Annotated in this window: 8 protein-coding genes; 3 read left to right on the top strand and 5 right to left on the bottom strand. The window is 70.1% G+C overall.

Features of this window, described 5'->3' with window-relative positions; all coding sequences use genetic code 11:
- The first annotated feature begins 1 nt into the window (after window position 1).
- The gene (gene fxsT, locus AB0M82_RS28720) at window positions 2–4,501 is read left to right on the top strand and encodes an FxSxx-COOH system tetratricopeptide repeat protein (protein ID WP_364728121.1); all 4,500 of its coding nucleotides are present in this window, start codon (window positions 2–4) and stop codon (window positions 4,499–4,501) included.
- Window positions 4,502–4,521: 20 nt separating this feature from the next.
- Here the strand turns inward: fxsT and AB0M82_RS28715 are convergent, their stop codons facing one another.
- The 3 genes from AB0M82_RS28715 to AB0M82_RS28705 form a co-directional block, all read right to left on the bottom strand.
- Window positions 4,522–6,372: an HEXXH motif-containing putative peptide modification protein gene (locus AB0M82_RS28715; protein ID WP_364728118.1), complete on the bottom strand. Its 1,851-nt coding sequence runs from the start codon at window positions 6,370–6,372 to the stop codon at window positions 4,522–4,524.
- A complete protein-coding gene (locus tag AB0M82_RS28710) occupies window positions 6,372–6,560 on the bottom strand; it encodes a hypothetical protein (protein ID WP_364728116.1) in 189 nt (62 codons plus the stop codon). The genes AB0M82_RS28715 and AB0M82_RS28710 overlap by 1 nt, the downstream gene beginning before the upstream one ends.
- 99 nt (window positions 6,561–6,659) lie before the next feature.
- Window positions 6,660–7,838 carry a TetR/AcrR family transcriptional regulator gene (locus tag AB0M82_RS28705; RefSeq protein ID WP_364728113.1) on the bottom strand — a complete coding sequence of 393 codons (1,179 nt, stop codon included), beginning with the start codon at window positions 7,836–7,838 and terminating at the stop codon, window positions 6,660–6,662.
- 149 nt (window positions 7,839–7,987) lie between these two features.
- Between AB0M82_RS28705 and AB0M82_RS28700 the strand changes: the two genes are divergently transcribed.
- Both AB0M82_RS28700 and AB0M82_RS28695 read left to right on the top strand, forming a co-directional pair.
- Entirely contained in the window at window positions 7,988–9,199 is a 1,212-nt protein-coding gene (locus tag AB0M82_RS28700; protein WP_364728110.1) for an acetyl-CoA C-acetyltransferase, read from the top strand.
- A gap of 8 nt (window positions 9,200–9,207) precedes the next feature.
- A complete protein-coding gene (locus AB0M82_RS28695) occupies window positions 9,208–11,379 on the top strand; it encodes a 3-hydroxyacyl-CoA dehydrogenase NAD-binding domain-containing protein (RefSeq protein ID WP_364728107.1) in 2,172 nt (723 codons plus the stop codon).
- Between the two features lie 61 nt (window positions 11,380–11,440).
- Here the strand turns inward: AB0M82_RS28695 and AB0M82_RS28690 are convergent, their stop codons facing one another.
- Both AB0M82_RS28690 and AB0M82_RS28685 read right to left on the bottom strand, forming a co-directional pair.
- Window positions 11,441–13,498 (bottom strand): MMPL family transporter, encoded by a 2,058-nt coding sequence (locus AB0M82_RS28690; protein WP_364728104.1) that lies wholly within the window; start codon window positions 13,496–13,498, stop codon window positions 11,441–11,443.
- 114 nt (window positions 13,499–13,612) lie between these two features.
- A complete protein-coding gene (locus AB0M82_RS28685; RefSeq protein WP_364728102.1) occupies window positions 13,613–14,278 on the bottom strand; it encodes a response regulator transcription factor in 666 nt (221 codons plus the stop codon).
- Window positions 14,279–14,280 lie beyond the last annotated feature (2 nt).

Raw genomic sequence — 14,280 nt, 5'->3', positions numbered from 1 at the left:
GATGCCGGAGCGGCCGGATCCCACCGCGGACGACCACGATCTGACGTGGACCGAGCTCGGCGACGGCCTGTGGCTCATGGCGGCCATCGACGCGACCGCCGTTCCGGGCGCCCACCCGGCGGCCGCCCCGGAGCCACCCGGCGCCCCGCCACCGGCGCGTCCGGCGAAACGCCCGGATCGCGGCGCATCGGCGCCGCCTGGATCGCGTGATCCCGGCGAACCGCAGTTCCCCCGGGTCGCGGCCGGGAGCGGCCCCGATCGCGACCCGCCGGTGGACGACCGGACCTCGTTCACCGAGCAGACCGCCGGAAACGGCGGTCTGCTCGCACGCCGGACCGGCGGGGCCGCACCGGAGGCCGACCTCGCCGGCGCGACGACAGCCCCGGTCCTGCCCGACGCGACCGAACTCATCCGCGCCATGCGCCCCTTCAAGCGGAAAGTCTTCTCGAAGAGCGTGGGTGACGTCGAGCTCGACGAGGACCGCACCGCGGAGGAGGCGGCGCAGACGGGGGTGTGGTTGCCGGTCACCAAACGCCGCCGCGGCCGTTGGCTCGATCTGACGCTCGTCGTCGATTCGTCGCCTTCGATGGCGCTGTGGACGCCGACGGTGAACGCGTTCGTCCGGCTGCTGGAACGACTGGGCGCCTTCCGGTCCGTCCGGGTCCGGCTGCTGGAAACCGGCAAGACCGGGGCGGCCGAAGGAGGCGCGGTACTCGGTCCGACCCTGCGTGGCGGGACGGCCGACACGCCCGCGCGCGGCGCCGGGGAGGTGATCGGCTCGTCGGGACGGAGCCTCCTGCTACTCCTGACCGACGGGGTGAGCGACGCGTGGCACCGGGACCTGATCTCCCCGATGCTCGCCCGGTGGGGACGTGCCATGCCGGTCGCGATCGTGCACCTGCTGCCGCAGCGTCTGTGGCCGCGCGGCGGGATGGAGATCCACCCGGCGGTGCTGACCCCGCCGGGGCCGCTGCGGCCCAACGGCGCCTACGGCCTGCAGGCGGCCGACATCCTCCTCGACCCCGGCGAGGCCGCCGAACTCACCGCCGGGGCGGTTCCGGTGCCCGTCCTCGAACTGCGGGAGCGGTGGCTGCGCTGGTTCGCGTCGCTGGTCACCGGGGTCGATGGCACCGCGCGGAAAGCCCCCGTCGTGCTCGCCCGCGACCAGCCGCGGCCCGCCGACCCGGCCGCGCGGCAGCAGGCCGAACGGTCCGCGCGGGAAAAGGTGAAGCATTTCCACAGTTCCGCCTCCCCGTCGGCGTTCCGGCTCGCCACGTTGCTGGCCGCGGTGCCCGTGGACGTCGATGTCGCCAGGGCCCTGCAGGCGGACCTGGTGCCGGGCTCCGGCCCCGACCACCTCGCCGAGGTCTTCACCAGCGGGCTGCTCGAGCGGGTCCGGGACGGAACCCCGTGGGACCGCACGCAATGGGAGTTCGACGGCCACGTGCGGCAGCTGCTCCTGCGCGGCGCCCGGCGCTCGGACACCGCGCACGCCGTGATCAGCGCGTCGCGGCGGTTCGGCGACCAGAGACCCGTGCTGGTGCGGTTGCAGGCGGCGCTGGCGGCTCCGGACGCCACGCCGGATCCCGTTCTTCCCGCCGCGACACCCGAGGAGATCGCGTTGGAACGTGACCTGATGCGTGCATTGTCGGGTCCCTATTTGTCCAGGGCGGACAGATTGGAGAGCAGGCTCGCGGGCATTGGTCGACTGGACGACAGCCAGGCGCACTCCGGTCGGCCTGAGGGTAAGCTAGGGGTTGGGCAGCCTGGTTATCGACCCACTACCATCCCGGCGGTGAGTGACACGATGTCGCAGGAACTCAAACCGATGGGTTCCTCGAACGAACCTGCAGCCGACGGCCATTCCCGTACCAGAGCTGACGATCTTCCCCCGCCGGCCGGCGAGGCGAATCCGGCCGTGCGGACGAGGATCGTCCGCGAGGTCGCCGACGCGACCGCCAGGCACGAAAGGCGTTCCGGCGACGAAGCGCCACCCGTTTGGGGCACGGTTCCGCCCAAGAATCCGAATTTCACCGGAAGGCGTGAACTACTCGATCAATTGGGGGAGCGGCTCGGGGCGGGAACGACCGCCGTTCTCCCTGCGGCGTTGCACGGAATGGGCGGCATCGGCAAGACGCAGATGGCGGTCGAGTACATCTACCGCCACCTGCAGGATTACGACATCGTCTGGTGGATCCCGGCCACCCGGCCGACGCAGATCCGCAAGTCGCTCACCGAACTCGCCCAGCACCTGCGGCTGCCCGGAGCCGACGAAGCCATCACCGCCGTGCCGGCGGTCCGGGAGGCGCTGCGGCTGGGCCGTCCGTACCGGCGCTGGCTGCTGGTCTTCGACTCCGCCGAAGAGCCGGAAATGGTCCGGCCGTTCTTCCCGGTCGACGGGCCGGGCCAGATTCTGGTCACCTCGCGCAACCCCGGTTGGGCAGGCATCGCGCGGCCGCTGGAGGTCGCGGTCTTCCAGCGCGACGAGAGCAAGAACCTGCTCGGCCTCCGCCGGTCCGGGCTCGCCGACGAGGACTCCGACCTGATCGCGGAGAAGCTCGGCGACCTGCCGCTGGCCATCGAGCAGGCCGCCGCCTGGCTGGCCGAGACCGGGATGCCTGCCCAGGATTACCTGCGGCTGTTCGACGAGAAGGTCACCGAAATTCTCGACACCTCCGCCCCGAGCGACTACGAGGTGTCGGTCGCCGCAGCGTGGAACGTCTCCTTCGACGAGCTCAGCTCCCGAAATCCGGCCGCCCACCAGCTCTTGCAGGTCTGTGCTTTCTTCGCCCCCGAGCCGATCTCGCGGAGCCTGTTCGCGGGGGTGCGTGGCGTTTCCGTCGCGCCCGAGCTCGACGCGGCCCTGCGCGACCCGATGCGGCTGGGCCGCGCGATCCGCGACATCAACCGCTACGGCCTGGCGAAGATCGACCACCGCAGCGACACCCTGCTGCTGCACCGCTTGGTGCAGCTGGTGCTGCGCAACCGGATGAGCCGGCAGCACGGCCTGGAGATGCGCCACGGCGCGCACCTGCTGCTGGCGAACCTCGACCCGAACGACCCGACGTCGACGCAGACCTGGCCGCGCTACCAGGAGATCCTGCCGCACATCTACGACGCCGAGCTGACCGAGTGCGGCGATCCGTGGGTTCGCCAGCTCGTGATCAACCTCTTCAAGTTCCTCTACCACTGGGGTGACCACCAGGGCGCACTGACGCTCGCCGAACGCGCGGCCAGGAGTTGGGAAACCGATCGGGTGGAACGCCAGGCACGCGGCGTGGCCCCCGTGGAAGAGGCACCGCTGCAGGAGCTGGAGGCATTCGAGCGGCTGGCGTTCCTCTACTGGGTGGTCGGGCGTTACCGCGAAGCGGCCGAGGTCGCGAAGGAGACGCTGAATCGCTACACCGAAGCGCTCGGTTCGGAGCGTGAAGAAACGCTGAACGCGCAGCTCACCTATGCGCTCATCCTGAAGGCACGTGGTGACTTCTCCGAGGCCCGGCGGCGGAACGAGGAGATCTACCTCAAGGCCCGCGGACTGTTCGGCACCGACGACCCGATCGCACTGGGCGCCGCGCACGAATTCATCGTCGCTCTGCTCCTGACCGGCGAATACGAGAAAGCTCGCGAGCTGGCCGAGGACACCTACGGTCGCCGCTCCGAGATCTTCGGCTTCGACAATGTCTACACGATCGGCACGCAGGTGCTGCATGTGCTCGCGCGTCGCGAGCTGGGGCATTACCCGTGGGCCAGGATCGAGATGGAACGCATCGCGGAGCGGGCCGAACAGCTCTACGGCGGCGACAGCGTCGGCACCCTCCGCCGCCGCTACTACCAGTCGGTGGCGTGCCGCAAGGACGGCGACCACGACGCGGCGCTCGAACTGTCGAGTGACGCACTGCGCAGGTTCCGCATCCGCTACGGCGACAACCACCCGAACGCGATGGCTTGCGCGCTCGGACACTCCATCGACCTCCGGCACGCGCGGAACTTCACCGAAGCCCGCAAGCTCGGCGAGGAGGTGTTCGACCTCTATCGCGAGAACCTCGGGGAAAGCCATCCGCACACGTTGTCGGCGGCGCTCGACCTCGGGGTGACCCTCCGGCTCGGCGGCGATCCGGCGAGTGCCCGCGTGCTCGACGAACGGTCCCTGGAGCAGTTCCGGGAGAAGCTCGGCGAGGACCATCCGCACACGATCGTGTGCGGGATCGACGTGGCGAGCGACCTCTTCGCGCTCGACCGGGTGACGGAGGCGGCCGCGCTCGACGCCGACCTGCTCGACCGGTCTCGTCGCGTCCTGGGCGAAGACCACCCGACCACGCTGGCGGCGCAGCTCAACCGTTCGCTGGACTTGCGAGCCTTGGGCGAAACCGCGGAGGCGGACGCACTGTACAAGGATGTGTTGACGCGGTACCGCTCGGTGCTCGGGGAAAACCACCCGGGCACGGAGTCGGCGACGCGCGGCGTCCGAGCGGACTGCGACATCGACCCGATGCCATTGTAGGAATCCCCGTTCGGAGCGGTTCAGTGGATGAACCGGCCCAGCCAGCCGGCGACCGTCTCGACGGTCGGGGACGTTCCGGACTCATCGCGTAGCAGGCGGTGCACCGCCCGGACCAGTTCTGGGCGGTGCAGCAGCGCGCGGGACACCGGGCTGGTGCTTCGGGCGCCGAGGGCCACCCCCAGGCCGGTCAGCGCCGCCGGGTTGTCCGGGTCTTCGGCCAGCAGATCCCGGTACCCGGACGCCGCTTCCACCGGCTGTCCGGCCACGAAGCGCAGGTCTGCCTCCGTCGCGCCCGGGACCGAAGATCCCTGCGCGGCGTACCGCGCGGCACCGTCCGGGCCGAGGCGAAGCCGGATCAGGTCCGTGCGCGCGTCCTGCCAATCCCCGTCCGGCACCGGGGTCGGCATCTGTGGCTCCGGCAGGCCCGTGGCAGCGGACCACGGCCGCGAAAGCCCGGCCCGCCAGGCGTCTGCCAGTTCCGCAACCGTGCCAGGGGCGGGACGCAAGTGTCTGGTCCGCCAAGCCGCATAATGGTCTTCGGCCGCGAAGCGGGCCCACATCCGGGGGCTCGCGGCGACCGGTTCGTCTTGCCACGGCCGGAGTTTCGTGGCGATACCGTCGAGGAACCGGCGACCGGCCGCGGTGAGGCTTTCATCGGTCCGCACCGCGGTCAGCGTGCGCCAGGTCTGTCCGCGCCACAACGCGAATTCGAAGGCGGCGAGTTCGTGATCCGGTTCGGCCGCGGCCAGGGCACGCCAGAAAGACGTCACACCGAAGAAGGCATAGATCCCGTGGAGGACACCGCCGATCGGCCGTGGGTCGGAGCGCCACGGCGCGTACAGCCGTTCTCGCGGGTCGTCTTGGCTGAGCCGGACGAGATGGAGCAACCCGCCCAAGCGGATGTGCTGGAACTCGTGGACGAGCGCGGCCGCCAGCGTAGCGGGATCCTCGCCGTAGGCGATGATCGCGCTGCCGAACGCCTCCCCGGTCGACGCGCTGGGCAACCGGAACGGGACAGCGGGGGCGGGCACCAGTGAGTCCAGCCCCACCGGCAGGGTTTCCGCGACAGCCGGCAGGTGCCGGACGAGCAGCCGCCAGGCACCGTCCAGCACCGTTCGCCAGGATTCGGCCTCGACCGGACTCAACCGCTCCGGCGGAATCGGTTCGTACAGCCCGCGATACGGATCCAGGTCGTCGAGGCGGACGGCGAGCCGCTGATTCCCGGACCACGACACGGTTTCCCTGGTCCCGGACCATCCGGGTGCGTCGGTGGACGTGCATGCGGGCAGGTGGACGACCGAATGCCGGTTGCGGATTTCCACGACGCCGCTGCCGCCCCTGACCGTGGCGACGGAGAACGGTGCTTCGGCACGCAGCTGCGCCATGCCGAGCGTCGGCAGGGCGACTTTCCCGCGCCACACCGGAAGTTCCGTCTCGAACGGGATGCCGGCGCGCACGGCGGCTGCCGCGGCCAGGCAGTGCACGTGCCCGACGTGGACCCAGAACGGGCAGACGCCGGTGACGTCCTGCCGGTAGAGACGCGTGGTGTAGCCGGCCCATGTTCCGGTGTAGGGATGAGCGAGAATCGTTTCGAGTGCTTCCGGCGCCGCCCGTTCGACCCGGGCCAGCAATTCCCACGCGGTTTCCGGTGAGGGGAGCGGGCGGTACAGGTCTTCGGACTTCGTCGCCACCTCGACCAGGCCGCGCAGCAGCAGAAGGCGGCGGCTTCGTTCGGCCGCCCGCAGTTTGCCCAGCGGTTCGGCACCGCCTTCGCCGCGCGCGATCGCGTCGAAATCCGACCAGAGCAATTGGTGGCGTGTCAACGCACCGGCGGGCTCGTCCGATTCGCCGGGCAATCCTTCGGCGGTCATCAGTCGACCCGCTTGGCCTCGCTGCCGCTCGCGGTCACTTGAACATGTGAAGCACGTTCAACCGCATGTCGTACTGCCTTGCGCATTTCGCCGCCGTCTATTGTGCGCAATCTGGTGAGTGAAACGCCGCCGAGGTCGAGAAGTTCGGATTCGATTCCCTCTTCTGCGCCGGAACGTGCTGCCTGCATCGCGCTTTTCCCCTTCCGCAGGGAGAGCGGACCCCGTCGGCCCGCTTTCATCATCCCGCATTGCGGGCGGTTGCGACAGGGACGGAAGGCGGGCGTCGATCAGGCGACGCCGAGGGCTGTGTGCAGCAACGTCGTCAGTTCGGCTTCGAAGTGGGGTCTGGCTGCCACGCGGCGGGTGCGGGCCAGGTCGTTCGCGATGGTCAGGGCCGCGTGGACCGTGATCTTCGCTTCGCGTGGCGGCAAATCCGGACGAGCCGTCGAAAGCAGTGTCACCCACTGGGCCACGTAATCCCGTTGCACCCGCAAAAGGTCGGCCTTGTCGCGGTCGGGCATCGTGACGCGGTCCGCCGAGAATGACACCAGCAGTTCCGGCGTGTGCAGAATCGTGTGCACGTAGGACGCCGCCAGCCGGCGCAGTGCCGAATGTTCGTCGGACGTCCGGAGCGCGCGTTCGGCCGCCAGGGCCAGGCGGTCCGCCGCGCGGTGGCCGATCGCCACCATCAGGGCCGCCTTGCTCGGGAAGTGGCGGTAGACGCTCGGGCCCGCTATGCCCGCCGCCGCTCCGATGTCCTCCATGCTCACGTCGTGGAAGCCGCGCTGGGCGAACAGAGCGGTCGCCGCCGCCAGGAGCTGCTCGCGGCGGGAGGGGGTGCCGAGTCGCGCCGCAGGCGGATCGGCGGCCGGCGAAGGCGTCGGCAGTGTGGTGTTGAGCACAGCGAGGGCCAGTTCCACCAGCAGCTGGGCGAAGCGGCGGCGGGCCACGGACGTGTGGTGCACGGACACGCTGCCGAACACCGACAGCGCCGCCCAGCAGAGCAGTTCGGCGTCCTCGGCCGGCAGGTCGGGGCGCCGGACCTGCAGCGACTTCGCCCACGCCGTCAACGCCTGCGCCGAGCGGCGGGCGATCTCCCGCTGGTCCTCCTTGGGCAGGTGACGGCCTTCCCAGCGCCAGAGCGCCGCGATCTCCCGGCGTTCGACGGCCTGGGTCGCGAGCAGGCCCAACAGGGATTCCAGCTGGTCAGCGGGTGAAACGGAGTCCGACAGCGCCTCCGCCGTCGCGGCTTCGAGGTCTTCGAAGCCGCTGAGGACGACGTACGCCAGGATCGCCTGCTTGTCCGCGAAGTGGCGGTACAACGCCGGCCCCGTGACGCCCGCCGCGTCCGCTATGTCCTTGATGCCGACTCCGGGGAAGCCGCGGGCGCGGAACAGCTCCGCCGCCACCGCGGCCAGCTGGGCCTTGCGGTCGCGGGGACGCGTGCTGCGCTCAACCTCCGTCATGGTGAAAGAACGATAGCGGGTAACGGCACACGGGCAACCCATTGACACCATGGGGTTATCCAGCGATATGTTAATGGCCATTAGCCCTACTGGCCGGTATCATAGCCGGTGGCACGACGACGTCCGACACGCTCGCGAGGAGTAGTTCAGTGAGTAGCGAGGCCTACATCTACGAGGCGATCCGCACGCCTCGCGGCAAGAACAAGGGCGGTGCCCTGCACGGCACCAAGCCGGTCGACCTGGTGGTCGGCCTCATCGAAGAGCTCAAGGTCCGCCACCCGAACCTCGACCCCGCCGTGATCGACGACATCGTGCTCGGCGTCGTCTCCCCGGTCGGCGAGCAGGGCGCGGTCATCGCCCGCACCGCCGCGCTGAACGCGGGCCTGCCGGAGACCGTCGCGGGCGTGCAGCTCAACCGCTTCTGCGCCTCCGGCCTCGAGGCCACCAACACTGCCGCGCAGAAGGTCCGCTCCGGCTGGGACCAGCTGGTCATCGCCGGCGGCGTCGAGTCGATGTCGCGGGTGCCGATGGGCTCCGACGGCGGCGCGCTGTTCATGGACCCGGCCACCGCGTACGACAACTACATCGTCCCGCAGGGCACCGGCGCCGACCTGATCGCGACCATCGAAGGCTTCTCTCGCGAGGACGTCGACGCGTGGGCCGTGCGCTCGCAGGAACGGGCCGAGGCGGCCCGGTCCGGCGGTTACTTCGCGAAGTCCGTCGTGCCGGTCAAGGACATCAACGGCGTCACGGTCCTCGACCACGACGAGCACCGCCGTCCCGGCTCCACGATCGAGGGCCTCGGCAAGCTCAAGCCCGCCTTCGCGATGATCGGTGAGATGGGTGGCTTCGACGCCGTCGCGCTGCAGAAGTACCACTCGGTCGAGAAGATCAACCACGTCCACACGGGCGGCAACTCGTCCGGCATCGTCGACGGCGCCGCGCTGGTGCTGGTCGGTTCCGAGCAGATCGGCAAGACCTTCGGGCTGACCCCGCGCGCCCGGATCGTGGCGACCGCGACGGTCGGCTCCGAGCCGACGATCATGCTCACCGGCCCCACACCGGCCACCGAGAAGGTGCTGAAGACCGCGGGCTTGACCCCGGACGACATCGACCTGTGGGAGCTCAACGAGGCGTTCGCCTCCGTCGTGCTCAAGTGGATCAAGGACCTGCACCTCGACGAGGAGAAGGTCAACGTCAACGGCGGCGCGATCGCCATGGGCCACCCGCTCGGCGCCACCGGCGCGATGCTGGTCGGCACGGTGGTCGACGAGCTGGAACGCCGCCAGGCGCGCCGCGCGCTGGTGACCCTGTGCATCGGCGGCGGCATGGGCGTCGCGACCATCATCGAGCGGGTGTGAGGACAGAAATGGCTGAGAGCAAGACCATCCGCTGGGAACAGGATGACGACGGCATCGTCACCCTCACCCTGGACGACCCGAAGCAGTCGGCGAACACCATGAACGCCGACTTCCGCGAGTCCCTCGGCGTCACCGTCGACCGGCTGGAGGCCGAGAAGGACTCCATCACCGGCGTCGTCATCACGTCCGCCAAGAAGACGTTCTTCGCCGGCGGCGACCTGAACGACCTCATTCAGGCGAAGCCCGAGCACGCGGCCGAGCTGACCGAGGGCAGCGGCCTGATGAAGGGCCAGATGCGCCGCATCGAGCAGCTCGGCAAGCCGGTCGTCGCGGCGATCAACGGCGCCGCGCTCGGCGGTGGCCTGGAGATCGCGCTGGCGACGCACCACCGCATCGCCGCCGACGTCAAGGGCAGCCAGATCGGCCTGCCCGAGGTGACGCTGGGCCTGCTGCCCGGCGGCGGTGGCGTGGTCCGCACCGTCCGGCTGCTGGGCATCCAGAGCGCGCTGCTGAACGTCCTGCTCCAGGGCCAGCGGCACCGCCCGGCCAAGGCGCTCGAACTCGGCCTCGTGCACGAACTCGTCGGCGCCGTCGAAGAGCTCGTCCCCGCCGCGAAGGCGTGGATCAAGGCCAACCCCGAGGGCGGCGTCCAGCCGTGGGACGTCAAGGGCTACAAGATCCCCGGCGGCACGCCGTCGAACCCGAGCTTCGCGGCCAACCTCCCGGCGTTCCCGGCGAACCTGCGCAAGCAGATCAAGGGCGCGAACATGCCGGCGCCGCGGGCGATCCTGGCCGCCGCGATCGAGGGCGCGCAGGTCGATTTCGACACCGCGATCCAGATCGAGACGCGTTACTTCATCCACCTCGCCACCGGCCAGGTCTCGAAGAACATGACGAAGGCGTTCTTCTTCGACCTGCAGACCATCAACTCCGGTGGCTCGCGGCCCGACGGCTTCGAGAAGTACACGGCCAAGAAGGTCGGCGTGCTCGGCGCCGGGATGATGGGCGCCGCGATCGCGTACGTCTCGGCGAAGGCCGGCATCGACGTCGTGCTCAAGGACGTCTCGCTCGAGGCGGCCGAGAAGGGCAAGGGCTACGCGGTCAAGATCGAGGAGAAGGCCCTCTCGCGCGGCAAGACCACGCAGGAGAAGTCGGACGCGCTGCTGGCGAAGATCAAGCCGACCGGTGACCCGGCCGACTTCGCGGGCGTCGACTTCGTCATCGAGGCCGTGTTCGAGAGCGTCGAGCTGAAGCACAAGGTGTTCGGCGAGATCGAGAACATCGTCAACGCCGACGCGGTGCTGGGCTCCAACACCTCGACCCTGCCGATCACCACGCTCGCCGAGGGTGTTCAGCGGACCGAGGACTTCATCGGGATCCACTTCTTCTCGCCGGTGGACAAGATGCCGCTGGTCGAGATCATCTGCGGCGAGAAGACGTCGCCGGCCACGCTGGCCAAGGTCTTCGACTACACGCTGCAGATCAAGAAGACCCCGATCGTCGTCAACGACAGCCGCGGCTTCTTCACTTCGCGGGTGATCGGCACGTTCATCAACGAGGCCGTCGCCACGCTGGGCGAGGGCGTCGAGCCGGCCTCGATCGAGCAGGCCGGCGCGCAGGCGGGCTACCCGGCGCCGCCGCTGCAGCTGATGGACGAGCTGACGCTGACCCTGCCGCGCAAGATCCGCAAGGAAAGCCGCGAGGCCGTCGAGGCCGCGGGTGGCACGTGGAAGTCGCACGCGTCCGAGGCCGTGATCGACCGGATGGTCGAGGAGTTCGACCGCAAGGGCCGCTCGACCGGCGCCGGCTTCTACGAGTACGGCGAGGACGGCAAGCGCACCGGGTTGTGGCCGGGCCTGCGCGACGCGTTCAAGTCCGGCACGGCCGAGGTGCCGTTCGAGGACCTCAAGGAGCGGATGCTCTTCGCCGAGGCGCTCGAGACGGTCAAGTGCTTCGACGAAGGCGTGCTGACGTCGGTCGCCGACGCCAACATCGGCTCCATCTTCGGCATCGGCTTCCCGGCGTGGACCGGTGGCGTCATCCAGTACATCAACCAGTACGAGGGTGGCCTGCAGGGCTTCGTCGACCGGGCCCGCGAGCTGGCCGCCCGGTACGGCGACCACTTCGAGCCGCCGCAGTCCCTGGTGGATAAGGCCGCCAAGGGCGAAATCTACGAATAGCCCCCAAGCCGTGAATGGCACATTGAGGGACTTCAAGTCCCTCAATGTGCCATTCACGGCTTTACGAGGTGGGCTCCAGCGCCACGTGCGGCAGACGGCGATCCAGCCAACGAGGCAGCCACCACGCCCGGGCGCCCAGCAACCGCATGATCGCGGGCACGATCAGGCAGCGGATCACCAGCGCGTCCAGCAGGACGGCGACCGCCAGGCCGAGGCCGAACTGCGCCAGCATCCGCGACGGGTCGAGCAGGAACGCGCCGAACACCAGCACCATGATCGCGCCGGCCGCGGTGATCACGGCGCCCGTCGAGGCGAGTCCTTCGCGCACCGCCAGTCGCGCGTCGCCGGTGCGTCGCCACTCCTCGTGCATCCGCGACACCAGGAACACCTCGTAGTCCATCGACAGCCCGAACACGATGGCGAAGATCATCACCGGCACGAACGCCTCGATCGGGCCGGGCTGCGCGCCGAACCAGCCGTCGCCGAAGACCAGCGTCATGACGCCGAGCGAGGCGCCGATGCTCAGCAGGTTCAGCAGTGCCGCCTTCAGCGGGATGAGGATCGACCGGAACACCACCATCAGCAGCAACGCCGACAGCCCGACGACGACCAGCACGAACAGCGGCAGCCGGTCGGCGACGGCGCCGGCGAAGTCCGTCGCGGCCGCGACCGAACCGCCGACGAGGTAGTGGCCCGGCAGCGTCGGCAGCACCTCGGTCCGCAGCCGCGTCACCAGCTCGGCGGTCGCTTCGTCCTGAGGTGACGTCGTCGGGAACGCGAGCACGGTCCGGCCCATCGGCGCCAGCGCACGCGCGATCCCCGGCGTCGAGGCGAGCCGCTGGTGCAGCGCGACGGCGTCACCGTCCACGCTCACCACGGCGAGCGGGCCGCTGAAGCCCGGCCCGAAGCCCTCGGCCAGGAGGTCGTACGCCTGCCGCGTGGTCGACCCGGCCGGGTCGGTGCTCGCGTCGGCGAACCCGAGCCGCATCCCGGCGGCCGGAATGGACAGTCCGATGAGGACGATCAGGCCGATGGCGAGCGGGGCGAGCGGACGCCGCTGGACGCCGTCGGCGAGCCGGCGCCACGCCCTGCCGTGGTCGCGTTTCGCGGCGTGCCTGCGGATTCCGCGTTCGAGCCGCTTGCCGAACAGCGACAGCAGGGCGGGCAGGAGCGTCACCGACGCGAGCATCGTCATCAGGACGGTGAGCGCGACGGCCACGGCGACCCCGCGCAGCCCGCCGAGCCCGAGCGCGAGCAGGCCGAGCAGCGCGATGATCACGGTCGTCCCGGCGAACAGCACGGAGCGGCCCGCGGTGTCGAGCGCCCGCCGGGCGGCCGCGTCCCGGTCGAGGCCGGCGAGGATCTCGGTGCGGTAGCGGGAAAAGATCAGCAGCGCGTAGTCGACGCCGACGCCGAACCCGACCAGCATCATCAGCGGCGAGGTGTAGCTCGCGATGTCGACGTAGTGGGAGACGACCGTGATCACGCCCAGCGTGCTGCCGACCGCGAACACCGCGGTGATCACCGGCAGGCCGGCCGCGAGCAGCGAGCGGAACAGGAACACGAGGATGACCAGCGCGGCGAGCAGCCCGACGCCTTCCGCGGGCCCGCCGCTTTCGGAGATCCGCTCGATCGGGTCGCCGGCGAGCGCCACCTGAACGGGCCCGGCTCGCTTCGCGGTGTCGGCGAACATCACGATGTCGTCGTACGGGAGATCGGTCGAAACGGCGTCGAAGGTGACGGTGGCGTAGCCGATCCGGCCGTCGCGCGAGAGCGTCTCGAACGGCTCGGTCACCGACCGCACGTGCGGGAGGGACCGCACTTCGGTCAGCATGGTTTCGATCGGAGCGCGGTTCGCGGCCAGCCCGGTGCCGGCCTTGAGCACGATCTGCGCGCTCGCGCCGGACTGCGCGGTGTTCTCCAGCAGGTCGAGGACCTGCTGGGATTCGGTGCCGGGCAACGAGTTGTCGTCGTGGAACGCGTCGCCGGCGAGCCGGGAGGTGAACGTGACGCCGATGAGGAGCAGCGCCCAGAGCGCGACGGCGAGCCACCGGTGGTGCTGCGCCCAGCCGGCCAAGCGTGCCAGTCGTCCCCCGGCGGGGCGGGTGATGGTGTCCATGGTGGACAAGGATTCGCGAAGACGGCCCTACTCCGCGTCGCGCAGCGGAGGACACTTGACGTGCTCCCGGCGGTGTCCCCTAAGGCCCTTCCCGTACACCCGCGGGAGTAGGGCTCAGGGGGTGAGCCAGCGGGGCGTCACCGCGCCGGACTCGTAGGCGAGCACGACGAGCTGGGCCCGGTCGTGCGTGCCGGTCTTGGTCATGATGCGGCTGACGTGCGTCTTCGCCGTCGCCGGGCTGAGCGTGAGCTCCCGGGCGATCTCGTCGTTCGACAACCCGGCCGCGACCAGGGACAGCACTTCGCGTTCGCGGTCGGTGAGCCGGTCGAGCGCCGGGGGCGGCGCCGGCCGGGTGACCCGCGCGGCGAACTCCGCGATCAGCCGCCGGGTGATCGACGGCGCCAGCAGCGCGTCACCCCGGGCGACCACGCGCACGGCGTGGATCAGCTCTTCGGGCTCGGTGTCCTTGACCAGGAACCCGCTCGCGCCCGCGCGCAGCGCGCCGTAGACGTCCTCGTCGAGGTCGAACGTCGTGAGGATGACGACCTTGGCGCGCACTCCCGGGTCCGCCAGGAGGTGCCGGGTGGCGGCGAGGCCGTCGAGCACCGGCATCCGGATGTCCATCAGCACGACGTCGGGGTGGTGGTCGTGCGCGGCCTGCAGCGCCTCGCGCCCGTCGGCGGCCTCGGCCACGACGGCGATGTCCTCCTCGCCGTCCAAAATGGACCGGAAGCCGGCGCGGACCAGCCGCTGGTCGTCGACGAGCAGTACCCGGATCATCG

Source organism: Amycolatopsis sp. NPDC051128 (genome assembly GCF_040682715.1).
Lineage (GTDB): Bacteria > Actinomycetota > Actinomycetes > Mycobacteriales > Pseudonocardiaceae > Amycolatopsis.
Note: the sequence above shows the minus strand (reverse complement) of the source record. Positions and strands in the feature narration are given on the sequence as shown.

What these genes read in the sequence shown, in the direction of transcription:
- AB0M82_RS28690 (WP_364728104.1), bottom strand. Translation starts at nt 13,498, where the DNA reads ATGGACACCATCACCCGCCCCGCCGGGGGACGACTGGCACGCTTGGCC.
- AB0M82_RS28705 (WP_364728113.1), bottom strand. Translation starts at nt 7,838, where the DNA reads ATGACGGAGGTTGAGCGCAGCACGCGTCCCCGCGACCGCAAGGCCCAG.
- AB0M82_RS28715 (WP_364728118.1), bottom strand. Translation starts at nt 6,372, where the DNA reads ATGACCGCCGAAGGATTGCCCGGCGAATCGGACGAGCCCGCCGGTGCG.
- fxsT (WP_364728121.1), top strand. Translation starts at nt 2, where the DNA reads ATGCCGGAGCGGCCGGATCCCACCGCGGACGACCACGATCTGACGTGG.
- AB0M82_RS28685 (WP_364728102.1), bottom strand. Translation starts at nt 14,278, where the DNA reads ATGATCCGGGTACTGCTCGTCGACGACCAGCGGCTGGTCCGCGCCGGC.
- AB0M82_RS28710 (WP_364728116.1), bottom strand. Translation starts at nt 6,560, where the DNA reads ATGCAGGCAGCACGTTCCGGCGCAGAAGAGGGAATCGAATCCGAACTT.
- AB0M82_RS28695 (WP_364728107.1), top strand. Translation starts at nt 9,208, where the DNA reads ATGGCTGAGAGCAAGACCATCCGCTGGGAACAGGATGACGACGGCATC.